This is a genomic window from Streptococcus suis, from assembly GCA_024583055.1.
Classification (GTDB): Bacteria; Bacillota; Bacilli; order Lactobacillales; family Streptococcaceae; genus Streptococcus; species Streptococcus suis_V.
The window spans coordinates 1838928-1859929 of record CP102145.1; the positions used below are offsets into that span (position 1 = coordinate 1838928).

A 21002-nucleotide genomic window follows, 5' to 3' on the forward strand; every position below is an offset into this window, starting at 1 on the left:
AGAAAGAATGTACGATACAATTGTCATTGGTGCAGGTCCTGCAGGCATGACCGCCGCACTTTATGCAGGACGGAGCAATCTCAAAGTTGCCCTCCTAGAACGCGGTATTTATGGCGGCCAGATGAACAACACCGCTGAGATTGAAAACTATCCAGGCTACGACCATATTTCTGGACCAGCCTTGGCTGAAAAAATGTTTGAACCCCTGGAAAAATTCGGTGTGGACCATATTTTCGGGACCTTCATCCGCATTGAAGAAGATGGACCTGTTAAAAAAGTGATTACCGAAGATGGCGTTTTGGAGACCAAGACGGTTGTTCTAGCCATGGGTGCCAAACACCGTCTGCTGGGAGTTCCAGGTGAAGATACCTACAACAGCCGCGGGGTTTCCTACTGCGCGGTCTGTGACGGAGCCTTCTTCCGTCAGCAAAAACTTTTGGTTGTCGGAGGGGGAGATTCTGCCGTGGAAGAGGCGCTTTTCCTGACCCAATTTGCAGAGTCTGTGACCATCGTTCACCGCAGAGATCAGCTACGTGCCCAAAAAGTTATCCAAGACCGAGCTTTTGCCAATGAAAAAATCAACTTCATCTGGGATAGTGTCGTTGAGGAAATCAAAGGAGATGACCTGCGCGTGCAAAGCGTGGTTATCAAGAATGTCAAGACTGAAGAATTGTCAGAGCTTGAATTTGGCGGAGTCTTTGTCTATGTAGGGCTGGATCCGATGACTGAAAGCGTTGCGGATTTGGGTATTACCGATGAGGCTGGCTGGGTTGTGACCAATGAAAAAATGGAAACCAGCAAGTATGGCATCTATGCCATCGGCGACATTCGCCAAAATCAGCTCCGTCAGATTGCGACGGCTGTTGGAAATGGTGCAGTAGCTGGACAGGAAGTCTACAACTACATTACAGAACACGCTGAATAGGAGGGCTTATGTTTCACATTTACGATATTCAGAAAAATCCAGACGGTATTTCTTTTGAGAAAACACTGGATTTGACCCAGGAAGTTCAGGGGCGTTCCAGCGAGGTTTTGGACCTATCGCCTGTCCAGGTGTCTGGTCGTGTCCATTTTGAGGCGGGGATCTTTTTCCTAGATTACCAGATGACCTACGACATTACCCTGGCTTCTAGCCGTTCGCTCCAGCCAGTGGTCTTACGTCGTGAGGAGCAGGTCAACGAACTCTTTGTGGCCAATGAAGCTGCTCTCAAGGACCAGGATTTGATTGATGAAGATATGGTTTTTGTGGTGGAAGAGGACTGCATTGTCCTAGAAGAAAGTGTCGCAGACAACATTATTCTCAACATTCCTATCAAGGTTTTGACGCCAGAAGAAGAAGCTGGGCAGGATTTGCCGTCGGGCCAATCTTGGACCCTGATGACCGAGGATGATTTCCAACAGGAAGCCAAGGAAAAGAAAGAGGCTAATAGTCCATTTGCTCAATTGCAGGGCTTGTTCGATGAGTGAAAAAGATAGTGAAAGATTCAGAAAAATTTCGGACGCACATTGTCAAGTCAAGTGCAACAAGTTCATTGGTAACTAGAGTTCCAGAGGTTAAGCTGTCTGGGCTAGCCCAAACAGAAATTTCGAGGATTGGTATTGAAGAAGTCGTCTGGGGCGCTCATTGATGGCAGTGATATAACTTTCTAGTTCTTCAGAGGTTAGTGAATTAAGTGAGACTCCTTTAGGGACATATTCTCTGAGGAGACCATTGAAGTTCTCGTTTGTGCCTCTCTAATGTGAAGAATAAGGATGTGCAAAGTAAACATCAACGGCTTCCAAGTCTGAGAGTAAACTAAACTCCGCACCATTATCTGCTGTGATGGATGCAATAGGATACAGACTGGTGAGATGCCTTACAGCACTATTAATGGTGTGGGACTGTTTGTCTTCTAGCTTAACGCCCAGTGCATAGCGAGTCTGGCGCTCTACCAAGGTCAAAATAACTGCTTCACCTTTGGTTTTCTTGCCAAGAACTAAATCAATCTCCCAATGCCCAAATTCAGAACGGTCATTGATACACTCTGGACGCTCTTCGATAGACTTACCTAAAGTCTTCCGATTCGTCTTCGTGACTTTCTTAGAACGTTTTCTGATACAAACCATCTTAGGCAAATCGATTGGTTTAATAGCTAACAGCCCCTCTTTGATATAACGATAAATCGTTTTGGTAGAGGGGACGACTTCTTCAGGATGGCTTGCTTTATAAGTCTGAACAAAACTATCTACGCTATGGAGACGGACGTTAGCTTTCAAGGCATCTCCTAATTGTTCAATGAACCTAGCGGAGCAGTCATTCAACTTGAGATAAGAACAATTTCGGCGATTAGTTTCATAGACACGTTGTCCACTATCAGCGAAATAGGCGCTGTAATAAGTTCGTTTCCCATTTTTATCCTGTACCTGATTTACTGAACCACGTTTGATTTCTCGGCAGATTGTAGACCGGTGACGACCCATAAGCCGAGCGATTTCAATTGGTTTCTTTCCCATTTTAAGATAAGCAGCAATTTCACCACGTTCTGTGGCTGAGAGATGAGAATAGGATGAGTTTCTGGTAGAATGAGTGTTGGACATGTTCATCTGCTTTCTATACTGAGTTGGGGAATTCTAGTATATCAGACGAACATGTCTTTTTGTTGCACTTCATTTTACAACGCGGGGAAAAATTTCGGAAGGTTAAATTATCAGAAAATTCTTGCCACTAGACTCTTTTCGGTGTATAATAGAAGATAGTAATTATAGGAGTTAGTATACATGACAAAAGCAAACTTTGGTGTAGTAGGGATGGCCGTTATGGGTCGTAACCTTGCTCTTAACGTTGAATCACGTGGTTACACAGTAGCCATTTACAACCGCTCTGCTGATAAGACAGAAGATGTGGTAGCTAGCAACCCAGGCAAAAACTTGGTACCAAGCTATGATGTGGAAAGTTTTGTCGCATCTATCGAAAAACCACGCCGTATCATGCTCATGGTTCAAGCAGGGCCTGGTACAGATGCAACTATTCAATCTCTCTTGCCACACTTGGATGAAGGAGACATTTTGATTGATGGCGGAAATACCTTCTACGAAGATACCATTCGCCGTTCAAAAGAATTGGCAAATTCAGGCATCAATTTCATCGGTACAGGTGTGTCCGGTGGTGAAAAAGGTGCCCTTGAAGGTCCGTCTATCATGCCTGGTGGTCAAAAAGAAGCCTACGAATTAGTAGCGGATGTCTTGGAAGAAATTTCTGCAAAAGCTCCAGAGGACGGCGCTCCATGTGTGACTTATATCGGCCCAGATGGCGCTGGTCACTATGTAAAAATGGTCCACAACGGTATCGAGTATGGCGACATGCAGTTGATTGCTGAGTCTTATGACCTCATGCAACACCTGCTTGGTCTTTCGGTAGATGAAATGGCTGACATCTTTACTGAGTGGAACAAGGGTGAATTGGACAGCTACTTGATTGAAATCACTGCGGATATTTTGCAACGTAAGGATGATGACGGTCAAGCAGGGCCAATCGTTGACTATATCATGGATGCGGCTGGTAATAAGGGTACTGGTAAATGGACTAGCCAATCATCACTTGATTTGGGTGTGCCATTGTCACTCATCACAGAATCTGTATTTGCCCGTTATATCTCAACCTACAAGGATGAGCGTGTGGCAGCTAGCAAGGTCCTTCCAAAACCAGCACCATTTGCCTATGACGGCGATAAGGCTGAGTTGGTAGAAAAAATCCGTCAAGCTCTTTACTTCTCAAAAATTATGTCTTACGCACAAGGTTTTGCGCAATTGCGCGTGGCGTCTAAGGAAAACAACTGGAACTTGCCATTTGGCGAAATCGCTAAAATCTGGCGTGCAGGTTGTATCATCCGTGCTCGTTTCTTGCAAAAGATTACCGATGCTTATGGACGTGATGAAGATTTGGCAAACTTGCTCTTGGATGAATACTTCCTTGACGTAACAGCTAAGTACCAACAAGCTGTCCGTGACGTTGTTGCCTTGGCAATTCAAGCAGGTGTTCCTGTGCCAACCTTCTCAGCAGCCATTACTTACTTTGACAGCTACCGCGCTGAGAACTTGCCAGCAAACTTGATCCAAGCACAACGCGACTATTTTGGTGCCCACACTTACAACCGTAAGGACAAAGAGGGTGTCTTCCACTATGATTGGTATAGCGAAAAATAAATAATAGAAGTAGGGCGTGCAAGCGCCCTTCTTTCTGACTGAAATGGTCTTGAAACTTTCGATTAGATAAGGATATTATGGCTAAGAAAATTTTGATTGCAGGTCGTGAGCGCAATCTCTCGCATTTTGTTTCCATGGAATTGCAGAAGAAGGACTATTTGGTGGACTATGCTTCTACTGGCCAGGAGGCTTTGTCCTTGGCGCATGAGACGGATTTTGATTTGATTCTCATGAGTTTTCAGCTGTCAGATATGTCCAGTAAGGAATTATCCACGCAGTTATTAGCTATCAAACCTGCATCCGTCCTGATTGTGGCTATTGATTCGGCAGATGTGGATGAGCATGGTGAGGAAGTCTTGTCCTATGCGGTTTCCTATGTGGTCAAGCCCTTTGTCATCAGCGAATTGGTCGAGCAGATTTCAGCTATTTTCCGTGGTCGGGATTTTATTGACAATCATTGTACTCAGGTTCCCTTGCAGGCTGCTTATCGAGATTTGAAAATCGATTTTCAAAATCGCACGGTATCCCGTGGAGATGAGCTGATTAACCTGACTCGTCGAGAGTACGATCTCCTGGCGACACTGATGAATAGTCCTGAGCCTGTCACTCGCGAACAATTGTTAGAGCGGGTTTGGAAATACGAGGCGACATCATCGGAAACCAATGTGGTAGATGTCTATATCCGCTATCTGCGTGGGAAATTGGATGTAGCTGGAAAACCGTCCTATATCAAGACAGTTCGCGGTGTTGGATATGCCATGCGTGACTAAGTAAGAAAGGCTTGTCCTTTCTTTTTTGCTGGGCTTGTGTTAGTATTGTTAGTAAGAAATCTAAGGAGTAATTATGAATTCGTCATTTAAAGAAAAGGCCTTGCTAATTTTATTGGCGGGTGCAATCCTCTTAGCTGTCCTTAATTGGTCGGCCTTGTACGCTATTATTAAGCTTGTCCTAGCAAGTATGAACTCTCTCTTCATTGGAGCAATCATTGCTTTCATCTTGAATGTACCTATGAAAAAGCTGGAAGAACAGCTTGAAAAGGTTGCTTTTTTGAAAAAATCCAGCCGTAGTTTGGCCATTGTAGGGGTCCTCATTGCCTTTGTGATGATTGTGACAGGTTTGGTTCTGATTGTCTTGCCAACCCTGACCAAGACAGTTTCAGAGCTAGTAACCGTCAGCCGGACGGCTATTCCAAAATCGGTCACAGCCCTTACGGATTTTCTGGAGTCCAATGGTTTCTTGTCTGGCCAGATTGGTGACCAGATTGCAGGTTTTATTGAACAATTTAGGAATCTAGACTTTATTTCTAGTATTGTCACTCCGGTTCTGTCTCATCTGGTATCCAATGTTACAGGCATTTTTTCCAACACAATGACCCTGGTTATGGCCTTTTTCTTCACTTTGGCTATCCTGGGAAGCAAGGAACATCTGCAGTCCATGACGGGGAAACTCTTGCAGGCTACTCTGCCACAGAAAGCAGTTCGTCTGATCAACTACGTCGGGGAAGTTGTGATAGATACCTATGATAAATTCTTGATGAGCCAAATTGTAGAGGCCGTTATTATTGGGGTCTTGGTCTTTGTCAGCTATGGACTTTCTGGTATCCCCTATGCTAGCATGGCCGGTATTTTGGCAGGGGTCCTATCCTTCGTTCCCTATATCGGTCCATTTACAGCCTGCCTGATTAGTGCCCTCTTTGTGGCGGTACAAAATCCTTTGTTGGCTCTGTGGTCTATTGTTCTCTTCCAAATCATTCAATTGATTGAGGGGAATATCATCTATCCGCGTGTAGTTGGACAGTCGGTTGGTCTGCCAACCCTCTTCACCCTGGCTGCAGCCCTGATTGGTGGAAATTTGTTTGGCCTTCTAGGAATGGTCTTCTTCACACCAATTTTTGCGGTCATTTACCGTCTGGTCAGGGAATGGGTTCACCATCGCTTGGATGACCAGATTGAAAGTGCTTAGGAAAGCGTGCTTATCGCTTTCTTTTATTTTTGATTATTTTATGCTATACTGAAGTGATAAAAGCAAAGTAGGAGAAAGAGTATGCGTTGTCCAAAGTGTCAGAGTTTGAAGTCAAGTGTTGTTGATAGTCGCCAGGCAGAAGATGGGAATACCATCCGTCGTCGCCGTTCCTGTGACCAATGTGGTCAGCGTTTTACCACCTATGAGCGAATTGAGGAAAAAACACTAGTAGTCGTTAAAAAAGACGGCACCCGTGAGCAATTTTCGAGAGAGAAAATCTTTAATGGCATTATTCGTTCGGCTCAGAAACGTCCAGTATCAACCGGTGATATTGATCAGGTGGTCAATCGAATAGAACAAAAGGTTCGAGCCCAAAATGATAGCGAAGTAGAAAGTGACTTTATCGGCAATTTGGTCATGGAAGAATTGGTTGAACTAGATGAAATCACTTATGTACGCTTTGCCTCTGTCTATCGCTCTTTCAAAGATGTTGGTGAGTTAGAAAACTTGCTCAAGCAGATGATTTCTAAGGGGTCAAAAGTGAAACCAGGTGCCAAAGATGAAACCAAATGATCCCTTTACCTATCTGAAAGCTGGGAATTTTGCACCTGATGTAATCAGTCTGAGCAAATGTTACCAGCCCATCATCGGTTTGGATGCGCTAGCGCTGTATTACTATTTATATAGTTTTGGTGACTCGGGGCAGGGGCGTTACCAATGGACTAGCATTCTAAATCACATGAATGTTGGCTTTCATCGCTTGCAGCAGGCGCTGGATATTCTGTCAGCAGTGGGTCTGTTGAAGATTTATCAGCTTGACGAGACTAGGGGCCTAGAGCTAATGCCTCCTTTAAGCGTCGGAGAATTTTTAGGCAAGCCCTTGTATAGGCATCTTCTTGAGCAAAGAATTGGCGAGGTTTCTGTGGAGAATCTCATACCCGCCAGCCCTAGCCAGGATAAGAATGTTTCCAAATCTTTCTCAGACGTTTTCGATGTGGAAGGACAGATTTCTCCTGTAGTTAAGAGTAAGAGGGACTTTGACTGGTCAGCCTTCAAGGCTATGATGGCCAAGGACCAGCTACGATTTCAGGATGAGACGGACGATGTGATTGCTCTTAGTCACATAGCAGAGCGGTCCGGCTGGACCTGGTTGGAAACCTATCACAAGGTCAAGGAAACGGCTATCGGCCAGGTTATTTCGACCAAACGACTGTCACAGTCAGACCAAGCCTCCGCTAAACAAACGAGTGGGCTCACAGACCAGGAAAAAATCATCGTTCGTGAGGCCAAGTCCAAGTCTAGTCTGGAATTTTTGGTCTTCATTAAGGAACAAAGAAAGGCAGCAGTGAACCAGTCGGAGCGCAAGTGCCTGACAGATTTGGCTCAAATTGGTCTCTTGGATGAAGTTATCAATGTCCTTGTTCTTTATACTTTTAATAAGGTGGATTCGGCCAATCTGAATGAAAAATACGCCCTCAAGTTGGGCAATGATTTTTCCTATAAGGGGATTGGAAATGCAGAGGCAGCTGTCCTTTATCTGAGGGAATTGAAAGCAGGAAACAACAAGAAGGCAAGTGTCCTGAACAAGCAAGTGTCAGCAACTAATGTGCCGGACTGGAGCAAGGAAGAAGTTAAGCAAGAGCAAACGAGAGAAGGACAGGCCCAACTAGCCGCCCTCTATCGCGAATTGGAAGAAATGGAAACACAAGGAGGTGGCTGATGAAATCAGTGCAAGACAGGCTGTCACAAACAGCCAACCCTAGTCGCAAGTCCTATCAAGAACTCTACCAGGAGATTGTAACGGATGCAGATGTGGCTGACTTTATAAAAGAACAAGGTTTGACACAGCAGGAAATTACCTTGTCTATTTCCAAATTTTTGGAATATATCAGCCAGCGCGACCAGTTTCTCAAGCAAGACGAAAGTTATATGGCTAAGGGCTACCAGCCTGTTCTCATTATGAATGAGGGCTATGCGGACGTGTCCTATTTGGAAACGGCAGAATTGGTTGAGTATCGTCGTCTGGAAGCTATCAAAAATCGCATTCAGCTCATCAATATGCCAGCCAGTCTGAAAAATGTGACGGTGGCGGACATTGATAAGAACGATGAAAATCGGGTGGAAATCATGTTGGCCATTGCAGATTTTGTCAAACGCTTTGATGAAAAGCCCAAAGGACTCTATATCTACGGTCATTTTGGCATTGGCAAGTCCTATCTCATGGCTTATTTGGCTAATCTCTTGTCTAAAACGCATTTGCAGTCGACCACCATGCTCCATTATCCGACTTTTGTGGTGGATATAAAAAATGCCATCAAAGACGGTTCAGTTAAGGATAAGATTGACGAGATTAAGACCGCTCAAGTTTTGGTCTTGGATGATATTGGGGCTGAGCAACATAGTCCGTGGGTGCGTGACGATGTGCTACAGGTCATTCTTCAATACCGCATGCAGGAAAATCTACCGACCTTCTTTACTTCCAATTTCTCCCTTGATGATTTGGAGCGGCATTTCGCCTCTGGCAAGTCTGGTGATGAAACCTGGCAGGCCAAACGTGTCATGGAGCGCATTCGCTATTTGGCACGAGATTTACACCTGAAAGGGATCAACCGACGATGAATGAAACCATTGATTTGATGCTGGCCCATAGTTCTGTCCGCCGTTTTACAGATGAACCGATTGAGCGGGCGGATTTAGAGGCTATTATCACAGCTGGCCGTGCTGCCTCCAGCTGGAAGAATTTCCAGTCCTACTCAATAATTGTCATCCAGACTGAGGAAAAAAAGCAGGCCCTGTATGATTTGGTGCCCCAACCTGCTATCTTGCAGGCCAAGGCCATTCTGTTTTTCGTCGGCGACCACAATCGTGCCAGCAAGGCAGCGGAACTCCACGGAACCGATTTTGATGCCAAGGGTACGGAAAATCTCTTGATTTCCTCGGTTGATGCGTCTTTGGCTGGTCAGAATGCCCTGCTTGCTGCGGAAAGTCTAGGTTACGGCGGTGTCTTTATCGGCATGATTCGTCATCAGGCTTTGGCAATGGCAGAGCTGTTCAATTTACCAGACTATACCTATCCGATTTTTTGTATTGCACTAGGTCTTCCAGCTCAAGCTCATCCTGTCAAACCGCGTTTGGCGACAGAGGCAATTGTCTTTGAGGAAGAGTATGTCGAGCAGGATATTGAAATCATCAAATCCTACGATCAGATCCAGACAGTATACGCTGGAGACCGCCAGACTGAATTGTGGTAAGAACGGATTGTAGCCCAATTTAGCCAGGCAGAACAAGCTGAAACCAAGGCTATTTTAGAAAAAAATAAATTATTGTAAGAGAAGAGGAGGAGCTATGGCTCTACCAACTATTGCCATCGTGGGACGTCCCAACGTTGGTAAATCAACATTATTTAACCGGATTGCGGGGGAACGCATTTCTATCGTTGAGGATGTGGAAGGTGTGACACGCGACCGTATCTATGCGACTGCTGAATGGCTCAATCGCAAGTTCTCCATCATTGATACTGGAGGAATTGACGATGTAGACGCCCCTTTTATGGAGCAAATCAAGCACCAGGCTGATATTGCTATGAGCGAGGCTGATGTCATTGTCTTTGTCGTGTCTGGAAAAGAGGGCGTGACCGATGCGGATGAGTATGTATCTCGCGTCCTTTACAAGACCAACAAGCCAGTCATTTTGGTGGTCAACAAGGTCGACAACCCAGAGATGCGTAATGAGATTTATGATTTTTATTCGCTTGGACTAGGTGATCCCTATCCTGTGTCATCTGTCCACGGGATTGGTACGGGGGATGTCTTGGATGCTATCATTGAAAACCTACCAAATGAAGAGATTGAAGAAAATCCAAACATTATCAAGTTCAGCTTGATTGGTCGACCAAATGTCGGTAAGTCCAGTTTGATTAACGCTATTTTGGGGGAAGAGCGCGTGATTGCTTCTCCAGTCGCTGGTACGACCCGCGATGCCATTGACACGCATTTCACGGATCCTGACGGTCAGGAATTTACCATGATTGATACGGCAGGGATGCGTAAGTCTGGTAAGGTTTATGAAAATACCGAGAAATATTCAGTCATGCGTGCCATGCGTGCCATCGACCGTTCAGATGTGGTCCTCATGGTCATCAATGCTGAAGAAGGCATTCGTGAATACGACAAGCGGATTGCTGGCTTTGCCCATGAGGCAGGTAAGGGAATCATCATCGTGGTCAACAAGTGGGATACGCTTGAAAAAGACAACCATACGATGAAACAATGGGAAGATGATATTCGCGACCAATTCCAGTACCTGTCCTATGCACCGATTATCTTTGTGTCGGCCCTGACCAAGCAACGCTTGCACAAGTTGCCAGAGATGATTAAGGCTATCAGCGAGAGCCAAAATATGCGGATTTCTTCGTCTGTCCTCAACGATGTCATCATGGATGCCATTGCCATCAACCCGACACCGACAGACAAGGGCAAACGCTTGAAAATCTTCTATGCGACCCAAGTTGCGACCAAGCCACCAACCTTCGTGGTCTTTGTCAATGAAGAAGAGCTCATGCACTTTTCATACATGCGTTTCTTGGAGAATCAAATTCGCAAGGCCTTCGTCTTTGAAGGAACACCGATTCATTTGATTGCACGGAAACGGAAGTAACACACATGAGAGGACCTCTTGGTCTTCTTTTTTGCTTAAAACCCAATTTCCTTATTGACAATTGACTCTTTAGCTTAAAACCCAATTTCCTTATTGACAATTGACTCTTTAGCTGATAGAATAATCAAGCTATCATTTGAAGCATTTGTTGATCAGGCTTTTAGAACCTAGTCGATGAAAAAAATTAAAAATTTTTGAAAAAAGTTATTGACAGTATTAGCTATAGATGATAGAATAATGAAGTTGTCTCGCGAGGGACTGTTGATGAAGGATAAACGAAAAAAAGTTTCAAAAAGTAGTTGACAGGAAATCAGGGATGTGATATACTGATATAGTTGTCGCAAGCGACAAACAAGACCTTTGAAAATTAAAGAAGACGAACCAAACGTGCAGGGTGATTTATCTAAGGATAAATCGTCAATGAACAAAAACAATAAAACGGAAAGCTAGCAATAGCTTGAGTTTGAATCAAAACTTTTTATGAGAGTTTGATCCTGGCTCAGGACGAACGCTGGCGGCGTGCCTAATACATGCAAGTAGAACGCTGAAGTCTGGTGCTTGCACTAGACGGATGAGTTGCGAACGGGTGAGTAACGCGTAGGTAACCTGCCTCATAGCGGGGGATAACTATTGGAAACGATAGCTAATACCGCATAACAGTATTTACCGCATGGTAGATGCTTGAAAGGAGCAACTGCTTCACTATGAGATGGACCTGCGTTGTATTAGCTAGTTGGTGGGGTAAAGGCCCACCAAGGCGACGATACATAGCCGACCTGAGAGGGTGATCGGCCACACTGGGACTGAGACACGGCCCAGACTCCTACGGGAGGCAGCAGTAGGGAATCTTCGGCAATGGGGGCAACCCTGACCGAGCAACGCCGCGTGAGTGAAGAAGGTTTTCGGATCGTAAAGCTCTGTTGTAAGAGAAGAACGTGTGTGAGAGTGGAAAGTTCACACAGTGACGGTATCTTACCAGAAAGGGACGGCTAACTACGTGCCAGCAGCCGCGGTAATACGTAGGTCCCGAGCGTTGTCCGGATTTATTGGGCGTAAAGCGAGCGCAGGCGGTTTGATAAGTCTGAAGTAAAAGGCTGTGGCTTAACCATAGTACGCTTTGGAAACTGTCAAACTTGAGTGCAGAAGGGGAGAGTGGAATTCCATGTGTAGCGGTGAAATGCGTAGATATATGGAGGAACACCGGTGGCGAAAGCGGCTCTCTGGTCTGTAACTGACGCTGAGGCTCGAAAGCGTGGGGAGCGAACAGGATTAGATACCCTGGTAGTCCACGCCGTAAACGATGAGTGCTAGGTGTTGGGTCCTTTCCGGGACTCAGTGCCGCAGCTAACGCATTAAGCACTCCGCCTGGGGAGTACGACCGCAAGGTTGAAACTCAAAGGAATTGACGGGGGCCCGCACAAGCGGTGGAGCATGTGGTTTAATTCGAAGCAACGCGAAGAACCTTACCAGGTCTTGACATCCCTCTGACCGCCCTAGAGATAGGGTTTCTCTTCGGAGCAGAGGTGACAGGTGGTGCATGGTTGTCGTCAGCTCGTGTCGTGAGATGTTGGGTTAAGTCCCGCAACGAGCGCAACCCCTATTGTTAGTTGCCATCATTTAGTTGGGCACTCTAGCGAGACTGCCGGTAATAAACCGGAGGAAGGTGGGGATGACGTCAAATCATCATGCCCCTTATGACCTGGGCTACACACGTGCTACAATGGCTGGTACAACGAGTCGCAAGTCGGTGACGGCAAGCTAATCTCTTAAAGCCAGTCTCAGTTCGGATTGTAGGCTGCAACTCGCCTACATGAAGTCGGAATCGCTAGTAATCGCGGATCAGCACGCCGCGGTGAATACGTTCCCGGGCCTTGTACACACCGCCCGTCACACCACGAGAGTTTGTAACACCCGAAGTCGGTGAGGTAACCTTTTAGGAGCCAGCCGCCTAAGGTGGGATAGATGATTGGGGTGAAGTCGTAACAAGGTAGCCGTATCGGAAGGTGCGGCTGGATCACCTCCTTTCTAAGGATAAGGAACCTGTACGTTAGTCTTCTTTAATTTTGAGAGGTTTTGTTAAAAACCTACCCAAGACACATAAGGTGTACGGGGCCTTAGCTCAGCTGGGAGAGCGCCTGCTTTGCACGCAGGAGGTCAGCGGTTCGATCCCGCTAGGCTCCATTAACAACGGAAGTTGTTAAACTTGTCCATTGAAAATTGAATATCTATCAAACATTCCTTTATGTATGAAAGTACATATAGAAATAGTAACAAGAAAATAAACCGAAAACGCTGTGAATATTTAATGAGTTTAATTAAGTTACGAAGACGTTAAAGAAAACGTATGATTTTAGGAAATCATCGCAGTAGTCTTAGGACTACAAGAGGATTTATCTAAATCACTAGTTTTCTAGTCTGAGTACAATTTCTAATTTTTGAAAAAATTAGGTTAATAAGGTTAAGTTAATAAGGGCGCACGGTGGATGCCTTGGCACTAGAAGCCGATGAAGGACGTGACAAACGACGAAATGCTTTGGGGAGCTGTAAGTGAGCGTAGATCCAGAGATGTCCGAATGGGGGAACCCGGCAGGTTGATGCCTGTCATCACTAGTTGTTAAGACTAGTAGAAGGAAGACGCAGTGAACTGAAACATCTAAGTAGCTGCAGGAAGAGAAAGCAAAAGCGATTGCCTTAGTAGCGGCGAGCGAAACGGCAGAAGGGCAAACCGAAGAGTTTACTCTTCGGGGTTGTAGGACTGCAATGTGGACTTAAAGAGTATAGACGAAGATTCTGGGAAGGGTCGCCAAAGAGAGTAACAGCCTCGTAGTCGAAATAGTCTTTATACCTAGCAGTATCCTGAGTACGGCGAGACACGCGAAATCTCGTCGGAATCTGGGAGGACCATCTCCCAACCCTAAATACTCTCTAGTGACCGATAGTGAACCAGTACCGTGAGGGAAAGGTGAAAAGCACCCCGGAAGGGGAGTGAAATAGAACCTGAAACCGTGTGCCTACAACAAGTTCGAGCCCGTTAATGGGTGAGAGCGTGCCTTTTGTAGAATGAACCGGCGAGTTACGTTATGATGCGAGGTTAAGTTGAAGAGACGGAGCCGTAGGGAAACCGAGTCTTAATAGGGCGCATTAGTATTATGACGTAGACCCGAAACCATGTGACCTACCCATGAGCAGGTTGAAGGTGCGGTAAGACGCACTGGAGGACCGAACCAGGGCACGTTGAAAAGTGCTTGGATGACTTGTGGGTAGCGGAGAAATTCCAAACGAACTTGGAGATAGCTGGTTCTCTCCGAAATAGCTTTAGGGCTAGCGTCGACATTAAGAATCTTGGAGGTAGAGCACTGTTTGGATGAGGGGGCCATCTCGGTTTACTGATTTCAGATAAACTCCGAATGCCAATGATTTATGGTCGGCAGTCAGACTGCGAGTGCTAAGATCCGTAGTCGAAAGGGAAACAGCCCAGACCACCAGCTAAGGTCCCAAAATATATGTTAAGTGGAAAAGGATGTGGGGTTGCACAGACAACTAGGATGTTAGCTTAGAAGCAGCTATTCATTCAAAGAGTGCGTAATAGCTCACTAGTCGAGTGACCCTGCGCCGAAAATGTACCGGGGCTAAAACATATTACCGAAGCTGTGGATACCACAATGTGGTATGGTAGGAGAGCGTTCTATAGGCGATGAAGGTGTACCGTGAGGAGCGCTGGAGCGTATAGAAGTGAGAATGCCGGTATGAGTAGCGCAAGATGGGTGAGAATCCCATCCACCGTAAGACTAAGGTTTCCAGGGGAAGGCTCGTCCGCCCTGGGTTAGTCGGGACCTAAGGAGAGACCGAAAGGTGTATCCGATGGACAACAGGTTGATATTCCTGTACTAGAGTATGAAGTGATGGAGGGACGCAGTAGGCTAACTAAAGCCGGCGATTGGAAGTGCCGGTCTAAGCAGTGAGGTGTGATATGAGTCAAATGCTTGTATCTGTAACATTGAGCTGTGATGGGGAGCGAAGTTTAGTAGCGAAGTTAGTGACGTCACACTGCCGAGAAAATCTTCTAGCGTTGTATCATACTCTACCCGTACCGCAAACCGACACAGGTAGTCGAGGCGAGTAGCCTCAGGTGAGCGAGAGAACTCTCGTTAAGGAACTCGGCAAAATGACCCCGTAACTTCGGGAGAAGGGGTGCTGTCTTAAAGGCAGCCGCAGTGAATAGGCCCAAGCAACTGTTTATCAAAAACACAGCTCTCTGCTAAATCGTAAGATGATGTATAGGGGGTGACGCCTGCCCGGTGCTGGAAGGTTAAGAGGAGGGTTTAGCGCAAGCGAAGATCTGAATTGAAGCCCCAGTAAACGGCGGCCGTAACTATAACGGTCCTAAGGTAGCGAAATTCCTTGTCGGGTAAGTTCCGACCCGCACGAAAGGCGTAATGATTTGGGCACTGTCTCAACGAGAGACTCGGTGAAATTTTAGTACCTGTGAAGATGCAGGTTACCCGCGACAGGACGGAAAGACCCCATGGAGCTTTACTGCAGTTTGATATTGAGTATCTGTACCACATGTACAGGATAGGTAGGAGCCGATGATTCCGGAACGCCAGTTTCGGAGGAGGCGCTGTTGGGATACTACCCTTGTGTTATGGCTACTCTAACCCGGATAGGTTATCCCTATCGGAGACAGTGTCTGACGGGCAGTTTGACTGGGGCGGTCGCCTCCTAAAAGGTAACGGAGGCGCCCAAAGGTTCCCTCAGATTGGTTGGAAATCAATCGCAGAGTGTAAAGGTATAAGGGAGCTTGACTGCGAGAGCTACAACTCGAGCAGGGACGAAAGTCGGGCTTAGTGATCCGGTGGTTCCGTATGGAAGGGCCATCGCTCAACGGATAAAAGCTACCCTGGGGATAACAGGCTTATCTCCCCCAAGAGTTCACATCGACGGGGAGGTTTGGCACCTCGATGTCGGCTCGTCGCATCCTGGGGCTGTAGTCGGTCCCAAGGGTTGGGCTGTTCGCCCATTAAAGCGGCACGCGAGCTGGGTTCAGAACGTCGTGAGACAGTTCGGTCCCTATCCGTCGCGGGCGTAGGAAATTTGAGAGGATCTGCTCCTAGTACGAGAGGACCAGAGTGGACTTACCGCTGGTGTACCAGTTGTCTTGCCAAAGGCATCGCTGGGTAGCTATGTAGGGAAGGGATAAACGCTGAAAGCATCTAAGTGTGAAACCCACCTCAAGATGAGATTTCCCATGACTTTATGTCAGTAAGAGCCCTGAGAGAAGATCAGGTAGATAGGTTGGAAGTGGAAGTGTGGCGACACATGTAGCGGACCAATACTAATCGCTCGAGGACTTATCCAAAGTAAGTAATGAGAACGTTAAGAAAAGCGTATGATTTTAGGAAATCAACGCGGAAGTCAGTTAGACTTCAAGGCGATTTATCTAAATCACTAGCTTTTTAGTTCGAATACAATTACAGTAAAATTCAACGAAGTCAATATTGACAGCGTGGTTGTTTCTTGTTAGAATATAGATATTCAATTTTGAGTGGATAAAGTGAAGTAACGAGGGCGTTACAAAATCCGTAAGAAAATAGGAAACTGACGCAGAGTCTGTAGACTCTAGGAAGTTTATCTTTTTCACTAGGATTTTAGTCCGAGTACAATTCCATTCAACAGAAGTTAAGTGACGATAGCCTAGGAGATACACCTGTTCCCATGCCGAACACAGCAGTTAAGCCCTAGAACGCCTGAAGTAGTTGGGGGTTGCCCCCTGTTAGATACGGTAGTCGCTTAGCGCATAGGAATCAGATGATTCCATTTGGGAGTTTAGCTCAGCTGGGAGAGCATCTGCCTTACAAGCAGAGGGTCAGCGGTTCGATCCCGTTAACTCCCATATCATGTTACTAAAAGCGTTAAGAAATCCGTCTGAAAATAGGAAACTGACGCAGAGTCAATGGCTCTAGGAAGTTTATCTTTTTCACTAGGATTTTAGCTTGAGTACAGATAGGTCCCGTAGTGTAGCGGTTATCACGTCGCCCTGTCACGGCGAAGATCGCGGGTTCGATTCCCGTCGGGACCGTTCAAATAGTCTGGGAGACTATTTGAAGTTGGAAATAGAGCAAACAGAGTTTGCATCATATTTTCGACTCGTTAGCTCAGTTGGTAGAGCAATTGACTTTTAATCAATGGGTCGCTGGTTCGAGCCCAGCACGAGTCATATGCGGGTTTGGCGGAATTGGCAGACGCACCAGATTTAGGATCTGGCGCTTTCGGGCGTGGGGGTTCAAGTCCCTTAACCCGCATAAGGATAATAGTAAGCCGGCTTAGCTCAGTTGGTAGAGCATCTGATTTGTAATCAGAGGGTCGCGTGTTCAAGTCATGTAGCCGGCATTAACTGAATAGGTTGCGAACGTAGTTCAGTGGTAGAACACCACCTTGCCAAGGTGGGGGTCGCGGGTTCGAATCCCGTCGTTCGCTTTGAGAGGCCGGGGTGGCGGAACAGGCAGACGCACAGGACTTAAAATCCTGCGATGGCAACATCGTACCGGTTCGATTCCGGTCCTCGGCATGGACGTATTATAGGAAGCACCCTTAGCTCAACTGGATAGAGTACCTGACTACGAATCAGGCGGTTAGAGGTTCGAATCCTCTAGGGTGCATGACTCGCTTAATGCTTCATTAGGGGAGCTTTATTTTTAGTGATAACGGGAAGTAGCTCAGCTTGGTAGAGTACTTGGTTTGGGACCAAGGTGTCGCAGGTTCGAATCCTGTCTTCCCGATGTTACAAATCAAAGAGTGCTCATTGGGCATTCTTTTTTGATTTTACTGTTCAAAAAATTTAAGCTCTTTGTCAACTTTAGTGGGTAGATGAAAAGCTAAGACCTAGAGAGGACGAACTTCGTTCTCTCTTTCTTTATCTCTTTCTAGTTTTTAGGGCTCTTTGTCAACTGTAGTGGGTAGATGAAAAGCTAACACCTAGAGAGGACGAACTTCGTTCTCTCATTTTTGATGTTTAAAGCAATATATATCTTGGTTTTAAAGTTCGTAAAGTTCCTAAAGCCAAACGCTTGCCTCTTAATGTCTTTGATGAGTTTATTGGTCGCTTCCAGTTTAGCGTTGGAACATGGAAGTTCCATGGCGTTCGTGATGTAAGTTTTATATTTTAGAAATGTCTTAAAAACAGTCCTAAAGGTTGGATTGACAAGATTCAGGTTGTCCTCTAGAAGCTCGAAGAAATGTTTCGAGTTCTTCTCTTGGAAATGGAAGAGAAGGACCTGGTAGAGTTCGTAATAGAATTTCAGTTCCACAGAGAAATTCAATGTCTTCTGGACAACCTCTTTCGGTGTTACTGTTTGCCCAAAAGTGCGGGAATAGAAGCGATTCAGAGACAGTTTACGACTATCTTTTTGGAGAATACGCCAGTGATTTTTCATGGATCGATAAGGTAGGGAACGCGTATCGAAAGTCTTCATAATATCAATCCTAGTCCTCATCATAGCACGGCTCAGGTGTTGGATAATGTGAAATCTATCAAGGACAATTTTAGCTCTTGGAAATAGTTTTTTGATGATGGGAATATAGCTCCCCGACATGTCCACCGTCACGACCTTGACAGTCTCTCTGACCTCCCTAGGATACTTGTAGAAATAGTTCTTGATGGTGACTTGGCGGTTGTTGTCAAGAATGGTCACAATCGATCTCGTCTCAAAATCCTGAGCAATAAAGGCGAGTTTTCCCTTGTTCCGACTAAATTCATCCCAGCTCAAGACTTTTGGTAATGTCATAAAATCATGCTCAAATTGAAATTGAGCCAGTTTCCTCTGGACAACTGACACGGAGATATGTAGTCTCCTAGCGATGGCTATATTGGTCATGTTTTCTGTATGGAGTTGTGTGATTTTCTCCCAAATAGGTTGGGAAATCTGACAGTTTTTCTTGACTAGAGCTGTCTCAGCTACAGTCACTTTTTGGCAAGATTTGCATTGAAACCGTCGTTTCTTAAGCAAGAGGAGGGTCGGAAAGCCCTGACAATCCAAAATCGGAATCTTTGACGACTTTTGAAAATCGTACTTGATACACTTCCCTTGGCAATGAGGACAGCTAGGGCTGTCATAATCCAGCCTTGCTCGAATTTCCAGATGGGTCTGATGTTTTAAAACGAAGAGAATTTTGATGTTTTTGTCTTTGATTCCGATTAGTTCTGTGGTATGATGAAGTAGTTCCATATGAGTCTTTCTAATGTGAGTGTGGTTGCTTTTCATTATAGGTCATATGGGATTTTTTGTATACACTCAAAAAGGCTACATAATCTCTACAGTGGATTTACCCACTACAGAAATTATAGAGCTGTTTTTAGGAGATAAGCTGAATAGGGCTCTCCCCAGCCCTTTTCACTGTTCAAAGCAATCAAAATGCGTTTTTTAAAGTACTCATCTTCCTGAAACCAAAGGCATTTCTCTTAATGACTTTGATGAGATTATTGGTAGCTTCCAGTTTGGCGTTGGAATAGGGCAATTCTAGGGCATTCAAAACCTTGTCTTTATCCTTTAGAAATGTCTTAAATACCGTCTGGAAAATAGGATTAACAGTGGCTATTTCCTGTTCGATGAGGTCAAAGAAATGGTCTGAGTTCTTCTCTTGGACATGGAATAAGAGCAATTGATAGAGTTCATAGTGTTGTCGTAGTACCTCTGAAAAAGACAGGAGTTTTTCCAGTATTTCCTTGTTAGTCAAATGCATTCGAAACATAGGGCGATAAAATCGTTTATCATTGATTTTCCGGCTATCTTGTTGTATCAATTTCCAGTAGCGTTTTAAGGCTCGGTATTCGTGCGATTTTCTGTCGAATTGATTCATAATTTGAATACGAACACGGTTCATAGCACGGCTAAGTTGTTGAACAATATGAAAGCGATCAAGGACGATTTTGGCATGCGGGAGTGAAATAGTCTGGGAGACTATTTCAGCCTGAGCTTGGAAATTAGAAAGCGAAGGGGTTAGCCAGCTGATAACATGGGCTAAACATGTCCATAGTGTTGATTTTTACGCTATTCCAGACAGGTTAGAAATCGCGTAAAAGTCATTTTCGCCCACCTACAACTGTTGACAAAGAGCCTTTTTTAATATGAACTTTCTCTAATGGTCAATGTCGTTCTGAGTTTGATTTTTCGTGGGTGGTGGGTGGTTGGATTTGCAATGATGCGGTCCAAGAGTTGCATAGCTTCAAGGCCCATTTCCTCCGTGAAAACGCTGATAGAGGAGAGTGCCGGATAGACTTGACGAGTGATGGCGGTGTCGTTGAAGGTGATGATTTGAACACGATCAGGAACCTCAATTTGCCGCTCTTGTAGGGCTCGCAAAGCACCGACAGCCAGCGTATCGTTGGCCATGAAGAAGGCTGGTGGCAGGTCGTCGCCCAATTCTTGTATTGCACGGGTCATCAGTTCGTAGCCTGACTGGGTGGAAAATTTCCCGATATAGCAGTAATTTTCTTTGTAGATGCCCAAGGTGGACAGATAGTCATGATAGCTGAGCAAGCGGGGGTCGGCAGGCAGGTCTTGTCCGTCGGAGGTCTTTTCCTGCCCGACTAGCAGTCCGATGTCAGCGATACCTTGACTGCGAAAATGATTGATGACGGTTTGAACCGAGTGGTTAAAATCAGTGGTTACACAGGAGAACCCTTCGGTCAGAGTATCACTGTCCACAAAGACCAGATGAGGAGACAAGCTGGTCAGCTCTGCTATTTGCCTAGAAGAAAATTTGCCCACTGCGATGATGCCGTTAACCTCGGCCAGGAGCGGATTGCTCAGGTCGTTGAAGGAGAGGATGAGCTGATAGCCCAGTCGGCTAGCCTCGCGCTCGATGCTGACGCGGATAGAGTAATAGTAGAGGTCGGCTAATTCCTCGCTTTCTGTGTACCATTGGACAAGTCCGATGGTGCCTTTTTGTTGGGGCGCCTGCTTTTTCAAATGTTTGGTATAGCCCATTTCTTGAGCCAAGTCTAGGATGCGTTCGCGAGTTTCTGGACTGACGGATAGGCTGTTATCTCCATTGAGAACTCTGGAAATAGTGGCGGATGAGAGCTGTGCTCTAACTGCAATTTCTTTGATAGTGACCATGGCTTTCCCCTTTCTTTTTCTTTGATTATAGCACAATAGAAAAGATTAGTAAAATTTTAGTAAATTCTTGACAAGGTCTTTTTT

11 protein-coding genes, 10 tRNA genes, 3 rRNA genes and 3 pseudogenes are annotated in these 21002 nt (G+C 45.6%); 23 read left to right on the forward strand and 4 right to left on the reverse strand.

What is annotated here, in order from left to right:
- The first annotated feature begins 7 nt into the window (after positions 1–7).
- Together trxB and NQZ91_09235 are read left to right on the forward strand one after the other, a co-directional pair.
- Positions 8–925: a thioredoxin-disulfide reductase gene (trxB, locus tag NQZ91_09230; GenBank protein ID UUM57519.1), complete on the forward strand. Its 918-nt coding sequence runs from the start codon at positions 8–10 to the stop codon at positions 923–925.
- An 8-nt stretch (positions 926–933) separates the two neighbouring features.
- The gene (locus NQZ91_09235; GenBank protein ID UUM57520.1) at positions 934–1467 is read left to right on the forward strand and encodes a YceD family protein; all 534 of its coding nucleotides are present in this window, start codon (positions 934–936) and stop codon (positions 1465–1467) included.
- Between the two features lie 87 nt (positions 1468–1554).
- On the opposite strand, the pseudogene NQZ91_09240 reads toward NQZ91_09235, so the two are convergent.
- Positions 1555–2577: pseudogene (locus tag NQZ91_09240) on the reverse strand (IS30 family transposase).
- A gap of 180 nt (positions 2578–2757) precedes the next feature.
- On the opposite strand from NQZ91_09240, the gene gndA reads away from it, so the two are divergent.
- From gndA to NQZ91_09345, 21 genes and pseudogenes are all read left to right on the forward strand, one after another.
- Positions 2758–4182 carry an NADP-dependent phosphogluconate dehydrogenase gene (gndA, locus tag NQZ91_09245; GenBank protein ID UUM57521.1) on the forward strand — a complete coding sequence of 475 codons (1425 nt, stop codon included), beginning with the start codon at positions 2758–2760 and terminating at the stop codon, positions 4180–4182.
- Between the two features lie 77 nt (positions 4183–4259).
- Positions 4260–4952, forward strand: coding sequence for a winged helix-turn-helix domain-containing protein (locus NQZ91_09250; GenBank protein UUM57522.1), 693 nt, complete (start codon positions 4260–4262; stop codon positions 4950–4952).
- Positions 4953–5025: 73 nt separating this feature from the next.
- Positions 5026–6144: an AI-2E family transporter gene (locus tag NQZ91_09255; GenBank protein UUM57523.1), complete on the forward strand. Its 1119-nt coding sequence runs from the start codon at positions 5026–5028 to the stop codon at positions 6142–6144.
- Between the two features lie 81 nt (positions 6145–6225).
- Entirely contained in the window at positions 6226–6717 is a 492-nt protein-coding gene (gene nrdR, locus NQZ91_09260; GenBank protein ID UUM57524.1) for a transcriptional regulator NrdR, read from the forward strand.
- A complete protein-coding gene (locus NQZ91_09265; GenBank protein UUM57525.1) occupies positions 6704–7864 on the forward strand; it encodes a replication initiation/membrane attachment protein in 1161 nt (386 codons plus the stop codon). The genes nrdR and NQZ91_09265 overlap by 14 nt, the downstream gene beginning before the upstream one ends.
- Positions 7864–8763: a primosomal protein DnaI gene (gene dnaI, locus NQZ91_09270; protein ID UUM57526.1), complete on the forward strand. Its 900-nt coding sequence runs from the start codon at positions 7864–7866 to the stop codon at positions 8761–8763. The genes NQZ91_09265 and dnaI overlap by 1 nt, the downstream gene beginning before the upstream one ends.
- A pseudogene (locus tag NQZ91_09275) lies at positions 8760–9392 on the forward strand (nitroreductase family protein). The gene dnaI and the pseudogene NQZ91_09275 overlap by 4 nt, the downstream one beginning before the upstream one ends.
- 97 nt (positions 9393–9489) lie before the next feature.
- On the forward strand, positions 9490–10800 hold the full coding sequence (der, locus tag NQZ91_09280) for a ribosome biogenesis GTPase Der (GenBank protein UUM57527.1): 1311 nt from the start codon (positions 9490–9492) through the stop codon (positions 10798–10800).
- 476 nt (positions 10801–11276) lie between these two features.
- Positions 11277–12825 (forward strand): 16S ribosomal RNA (locus NQZ91_09285).
- An 83-nt stretch (positions 12826–12908) separates the two neighbouring features.
- A tRNA-Ala gene (locus tag NQZ91_09290) sits at positions 12909–12981 on the forward strand.
- A gap of 275 nt (positions 12982–13256) precedes the next feature.
- Positions 13257–16159 (forward strand): 23S ribosomal RNA (locus tag NQZ91_09295).
- Between the two features lie 320 nt (positions 16160–16479).
- Positions 16480–16595 (forward strand): 5S ribosomal RNA (gene rrf / locus NQZ91_09300).
- The 16S, 23S and 5S rRNA genes sit together here with 10 tRNA genes alongside, the layout of an rRNA operon.
- A 25-nt stretch (positions 16596–16620) precedes the next feature.
- Positions 16621–16693: transfer RNA gene (locus NQZ91_09305), tRNA-Val, on the forward strand.
- 113 nt (positions 16694–16806) lie between these two features.
- Positions 16807–16879, forward strand: a tRNA-Asp gene (locus NQZ91_09310).
- A gap of 65 nt (positions 16880–16944) precedes the next feature.
- Positions 16945–17017 (forward strand) — tRNA-Lys (locus tag NQZ91_09315).
- A 3-nt stretch (positions 17018–17020) separates the two neighbouring features.
- Positions 17021–17102 (forward strand) — tRNA-Leu (locus NQZ91_09320).
- 15 nt (positions 17103–17117) lie between these two features.
- Positions 17118–17190, forward strand: a tRNA-Thr gene (locus tag NQZ91_09325).
- Between the two features lie 15 nt (positions 17191–17205).
- Positions 17206–17277 (forward strand) — tRNA-Gly (locus NQZ91_09330).
- Between the two features lie 7 nt (positions 17278–17284).
- Positions 17285–17368, forward strand: a tRNA-Leu gene (locus tag NQZ91_09335).
- A 17-nt stretch (positions 17369–17385) separates the two neighbouring features.
- Positions 17386–17459: transfer RNA gene (locus NQZ91_09340), tRNA-Arg, on the forward strand.
- A gap of 46 nt (positions 17460–17505) precedes the next feature.
- Positions 17506–17579, forward strand: a tRNA-Pro gene (locus NQZ91_09345).
- Between the two features lie 189 nt (positions 17580–17768).
- Here NQZ91_09345 and NQZ91_09350 read toward each other — a convergent pair.
- From NQZ91_09350 to NQZ91_09360, 3 genes and pseudogenes are all read right to left on the reverse strand, one after another.
- Entirely contained in the window at positions 17769–19025 is a 1257-nt protein-coding gene (locus NQZ91_09350; protein ID UUM57528.1) for an ISL3 family transposase, read from the reverse strand.
- A 113-nt stretch (positions 19026–19138) separates the two neighbouring features.
- A pseudogene (locus NQZ91_09355) lies at positions 19139–19737 on the reverse strand (transposase).
- A gap of 182 nt (positions 19738–19919) precedes the next feature.
- The gene (locus NQZ91_09360; protein ID UUM57529.1) at positions 19920–20918 is read right to left on the reverse strand and encodes a LacI family DNA-binding transcriptional regulator; all 999 of its coding nucleotides are present in this window, start codon (positions 20916–20918) and stop codon (positions 19920–19922) included.
- Positions 20919–21002 lie beyond the last annotated feature (84 nt).

Bases quoted from the DNA above. Each gene is read 5' to 3' on its own strand.
- trxB (UUM57519.1), top strand. From the start codon at position 8: ATGTACGATACAATTGTCATTGGTGCAGGTCCTGCAGGCATGACCGCC.
- NQZ91_09235 (UUM57520.1), top strand. From the start codon at position 934: ATGTTTCACATTTACGATATTCAGAAAAATCCAGACGGTATTTCTTTT.
- gndA (UUM57521.1), top strand. From the start codon at position 2,758: ATGACAAAAGCAAACTTTGGTGTAGTAGGGATGGCCGTTATGGGTCGT.
- NQZ91_09250 (UUM57522.1), top strand. From the start codon at position 4,260: ATGGCTAAGAAAATTTTGATTGCAGGTCGTGAGCGCAATCTCTCGCAT.
- NQZ91_09255 (UUM57523.1), top strand. From the start codon at position 5,026: ATGAATTCGTCATTTAAAGAAAAGGCCTTGCTAATTTTATTGGCGGGT.
- nrdR (UUM57524.1), top strand. From the start codon at position 6,226: ATGCGTTGTCCAAAGTGTCAGAGTTTGAAGTCAAGTGTTGTTGATAGT.
- NQZ91_09265 (UUM57525.1), top strand. From the start codon at position 6,704: ATGAAACCAAATGATCCCTTTACCTATCTGAAAGCTGGGAATTTTGCA.
- dnaI (UUM57526.1), top strand. From the start codon at position 7,864: ATGAAATCAGTGCAAGACAGGCTGTCACAAACAGCCAACCCTAGTCGC.
- der (UUM57527.1), top strand. From the start codon at position 9,490: ATGGCTCTACCAACTATTGCCATCGTGGGACGTCCCAACGTTGGTAAA.
- NQZ91_09350 (UUM57528.1), bottom strand. From the start codon at position 19,025: ATGGAACTACTTCATCATACCACAGAACTAATCGGAATCAAAGACAAA.
- NQZ91_09360 (UUM57529.1), bottom strand. From the start codon at position 20,918: ATGGTCACTATCAAAGAAATTGCAGTTAGAGCACAGCTCTCATCCGCC.